The sequence below is a fragment of the Mesorhizobium sp. M1E.F.Ca.ET.063.01.1.1 genome, from assembly GCF_003998155.1.
Lineage (GTDB): Bacteria > Pseudomonadota > Alphaproteobacteria > Rhizobiales > Rhizobiaceae > Mesorhizobium.
Genome location: NZ_RZSC01000550.1, coordinates 1 through 4,112 on the forward strand (window position 1 = coordinate 1; position 4,112 = coordinate 4,112).

Consider the following 4,112-nt stretch of genomic DNA (forward strand, 5'->3'; position numbering starts at 1 on the left):
CGACCAGATGTAGCGCGTGAATGCCTTCCGGTCTTCCCGGACCAGTCGTTCGCCGCGCGGCAGCGCCATCAGCCAGTGATACCAGTAATTCTGCGCCTGGCCGAAGGATAGAGGCTGGTCGGGGTCGTTGGTTCCCCAGCCGACCGACAGAGCGGTGCAGGCCATAACGCGGTCCGGCGCGAGGCAGGCGGCGATATAGGCCGCCCGCGCGCCCCAGTCGTGTCCCACCATGGCGAAGCGCTCGATCCCGAGCACGTCGGCGAAGTCGAGCACGTCCCGGCCCAAGGCCGAAAGCTGACCGGACCGCATGGCGTCCGGATCGCGAAACCGCGTCGGCCCGAAGCCGCGCAGCCATGGCACGAGAACGCGATAGCCCGCTTCCGCGAGACCGGGAACAATCTCGTCCCACGTCCGGACGTCGTCGGGCCAGCCGTGAAGCAGGATGACGGGCATGCCGTCTGGAGGGCCGTGCTCTTCAAAGGCGATATCGAGCGAGGATGTGGTCGCGATCTTATGATATAGTTCCGCTGGCATGACAGGAACCTACCCTTCACCTTTCCTCGCAACAAGCGATGCATTGCGACATCTGGCATCGCATAATACGATGCCTTATGGACCTGCGCGCACTTCACGCTGCGGAATGCGGCTCCATCACGGCTGCCGCAGCCCGGCTGGGAACCGCTCAGTCGGCGCTTTCGCGCGCATCGGCCAGTTCGAGACCGAACTCGGCGAACCGCTGTTCGAACGCATGCCGCGCGGTATCCGGCTGACCGCTGCTGGCGCGCGTCTCCTTGCTTATGCGGGGAGGATCGAGGCACTGGTCGCCGAGGCCGCGGCCGACGCGCGCGGCCATCCGCGCGCCCTTTCCGGCCCGTTCCGGCTAGGCGCGATCGAGATCACCGACACTTCCATCCTGTCCGATCGCATCGCGCGGTTTCTGGCGGCGCACGATGAGGTGGAGCTTCGACTGGAGCGAAGCGACGCGGCGCAGACCCCAGGATCCATGCCGTTACACACCAGCGCCGCCTGCGGTGCAGAATTTTGCTTTGCAGCATTCTTCGGCTGAAGTCACGGCATGGATTCCAGGGTCTCCGCGACGGAGCTTCGCTCCTGCTTCGCCCTGGAATGACGAACTCAAGGGCTTCGGCCAACCCTCGGGAAATTAACGCCGAATGCTCAAGCCGGAACGGACCGGCCAAGCCGCAGGAAATCGCTGTCGAAGGGTATGTCCCTCGTCGTGCCGTCGGCGCCGAGGATGCGCAGCCGTCCTTGCGCGGTCGCAATGTCGCGCGGCGGCTCGCCGCCGAACAGAGGCACGGCGCCGATGACATGACGGAAGGAGACGCTGCGCCCTTCCGTAAGGGCGAAGGCGGTCGCCACGCCTTCGTGCTTCAGCCAGTTGTCGCCGAGCGAGGCGGCATGGCCGACCGCGGCGCGGCCGTCCTCGATGCCGAGCACGCCGACATGGCGGCCGCTCCAGGGCGCGTAGTCGCGCCCGCCATTGCTGAACCACAGCATGGTGACCGGCAGCTCCGCCGGATTCTTCAGCACCAGCACCAGATCCTGCTCGGCGCGCCGCGCCAGCGCGGTCCAGCCCGGCCCGCCATGATCGGCCTCGACCAGGGTGATGAAATCCTCGCGCCGGTCTTCCATGCGGTAATCGCCGAGATCGGTGGTACCGCCGGCTGCGATCGGGAAATGGGCCAGATCGGTGGCGTGGGCGGGATAGGCGAAACGGAAGCGGCCGCGCGCCGGATCGGGCTCCAGCGGAGTCGACGGCGTGACCGCCAGGCGTTTTGGCGAGAAGGCCAGACGCCCACCGTCCTGCATCGCGGTCATCGGGTGGTGGGCGACGGAAATGGCGCCAGCCCCCCCGGAAAAGACATGCTCCTGATAGAGGAAGGGATGGTTGTCGCGCAGGATAAAAATCTTGTCGACGGCGGCGCCCATGACCTTGCGGCGCAGCCGGAAGACGGCGCGCCAGCCGCCGGCAACGGCGCCGTTCTCGACGACATCCCATTCACTGTTGGCCGTCCAGCCATGCAGGGGCGCTGCCTCGACATCGCTGGTGGAAAACGGCGCGCAGAGGAAATCGCCGGAGAGGCGGACCGTGCCCTCGGGCAGGCCTTCCGGCAGGCTCTCGCGCGGCGAGCCGACCCAGGGCGCGCGGTGCAGCGGCTTCAGGACGCGGCCATCGGCCTCGACCTCCATGGCGGCGATGTGGCCGACGGCGAGATCGAGGGTGACAGAGATGCCCTTTGCGCCGATCGTGACCGTATCCATTGCTCTATCCCGCGAATCTTGTGCAGCAGAAAAGCCTACCTGGCGCGGGCTGCGCAAGCGGGGCGACAGGCATTTTGCATCAGCGCCACCCTCCCCCTTGTGGGGAGGGTCGGCGAGCGGTCGGAGCAAGGCGGAGATCGCTCCACGGGGTGGGGGTCCAACCAAAAGAATCTTCTTCGACCCCCACCCCGATCCGCTGCGCGGATCTGCCGGGTCCCCGCTGCTCCGCAGCGTCCCAGCGTTCGCTGGCCTTTCGTCGTGCCACCGGCACGACGAATTCGCTTTGCGAACCGGCCGCTCACCCCCACAAGGGGGAGGGTGGGCGCTCCGCTACTGCCGCTTATACTCCCTGACCGGCGACTTGGTGCCGTCGGTATAAGTCACCTGCACCGCCATCGACGTCACGTCGTCCTTGACCTTGAAATAGGGCTGGTAGTCGGCGGGAATCGCATACGGGTCCTTGGCGTCGCAGGGCGGCATCTTGAGCTCTTTGTCGAGCGCGGTGTCGTTCAGGCTGTAACGCACCTCCTTGATGGCGCAGCGGAAGGACAGCATCTGCGTGAAATAGACCAGGCCCTGGTTGCCGCTGGCGTCGAAGGCGATCCACGAAGTCCAGAACTGGTCGAGGATCTGCTTGTTGCCCTGCTGGAGGGCCGAATCCGGATCGAAGCGGATGTCGAACGGGCCGGTCTCGCGGCCCCTGATGTCGAGATATTTTATGCCGATATTGGTGGCCGCGGTGCTGTCGGGCAGCTCGAAGCTCGGGTTGGGCATCGGCTTGCCGGTGCGCTGGTCGTTCATCGCCATCAGGCCGGTATCGGTGAACGGGCCAGAGTCGCCGAGCCGCCAGGAAATCGCCGTCGCCGGTTCGGGGAGCGAGATCGTCATCGACCAGCCGGCGTTGGAGCGCGTCGGCGTCAGCGTCGGCACGAAGCGCGACGGGTCGAGCACGTCGCCGAGCGCGGCCAGCCGGGTCCGGCTGCGGTCCAGCCAGTCGGCCAACTCCCTCTGGTCGACGAAATATTTGAGCAGGCCGCCATCTTTTTCGTAGGAAACGAACTTGGTCAGCGCCTGGGCTTCGCTGCGCTTGTCGGCGAGCGTCTGGCTGCCGAGACGATCCTCGGAGAACTCCTGCGCCTCGAGGAAGTAAGCCGGCGCATAGTCAGGGTTGGCCGATATGAAGGCGTTGAGCTTGCCGAGCCGCTGGGCATCGTCGAACTGCAGGAGATGGACGAGCTTGATCGACGGCGCCTTGGCCTTTTCGGCGAGCTGGCCGAACACTTCGCGGGCGCCGGCCTTGCCGTCCTGGACCCTCAGCAGCGTGGCGAAGCGGGTATAGGGGTCGATGGCGTCGACGTCGAAGCCGGCAAAGGCGAGATAGGCGCGCCGGGCATTCAGCATATCGCCCGCCAGCTCATAGACGCGGGCATTGTGATAGAACTCGTCGGGACGCTTGGGATCGGCGATCGCGCCGCCCTGCGCGGCGAGCTGGGCAAAGCCCTTGGCGATCGTGTCGATAGAGGCGGCGATCTGCTCGGTGGTCGCCTGCAGCTTTTCGGCCTGCGCCTGCTGCTGTTTTTGGCCGGCGGCTAAAGTGTCGGCCGTCTGCTTGACCGCCTCGACGGCCTTCTGCGTCTCGGCGCCCTGCGCCGTCTGCTGCTGCTGGGCGGAGGCGATCTGGTCGGTCTTCTGAGCCACCGTGTCGGTGGACTTCTTGACCGCCTCGACCGTCTTCTGCGTCTCCGTGACCGTCTTTTCGATCTTCGCCACCTTTTCCGAGACGATGCCCAGCGACTGCTGCAGTTGCGCGACCGCCGGCACCAGGGCGG

Annotated in this window: 4 protein-coding genes and 1 pseudogene; 2 read left to right on the top strand and 3 right to left on the bottom strand. The window is 66.2% G+C overall.

The window, feature by feature from the left end; translation table 11 throughout:
* Positions 1 to 534: alpha/beta hydrolase (locus EOA29_RS27665; protein ID WP_145969830.1), on the bottom strand; the 534-nt coding region annotated here is incomplete at its 3' end.
* A 77-nt stretch (positions 535 to 611) separates the two neighbouring features.
* Here EOA29_RS27665 and EOA29_RS43285 point away from each other — a divergent pair.
* Together EOA29_RS43285 and EOA29_RS27670 are read left to right on the top strand one after the other, a co-directional pair.
* Positions 612 to 721 (top strand): annotated as a pseudogene (locus EOA29_RS43285) (LysR family transcriptional regulator); the annotation flags it as partial.
* A 27-nt stretch (positions 722 to 748) separates the two neighbouring features.
* Positions 749 to 1,066 (top strand): hypothetical protein, encoded by a 318-nt coding sequence (locus EOA29_RS27670; RefSeq protein WP_245468554.1) that lies wholly within the window; start codon positions 749 to 751, stop codon positions 1,064 to 1,066.
* Positions 1,067 to 1,176: 110 nt separating this feature from the next.
* On the opposite strand, the gene EOA29_RS27675 is transcribed toward EOA29_RS27670, so the two are convergent.
* Together EOA29_RS27675 and EOA29_RS27680 are read right to left on the bottom strand one after the other, a co-directional pair.
* Entirely contained in the window at positions 1,177 to 2,283 is a 1,107-nt protein-coding gene (locus EOA29_RS27675) for a hypothetical protein (protein WP_126090754.1), read from the bottom strand.
* A gap of 330 nt (positions 2,284 to 2,613) precedes the next feature.
* Positions 2,614 to 4,112 (bottom strand): methyl-accepting chemotaxis protein (locus tag EOA29_RS27680; RefSeq protein ID WP_127221883.1); only part of this gene is annotated, 1,499 nt, incomplete at its 5' end.

What these genes read in the sequence shown, in the direction of transcription:
- EOA29_RS27670 (WP_245468554.1), top strand. Translation starts at nt 749, where the DNA reads ATGCCGCGCGGTATCCGGCTGACCGCTGCTGGCGCGCGTCTCCTTGCT.
- EOA29_RS27675 (WP_126090754.1), bottom strand. Translation starts at nt 2,283, where the DNA reads ATGGATACGGTCACGATCGGCGCAAAGGGCATCTCTGTCACCCTCGAT.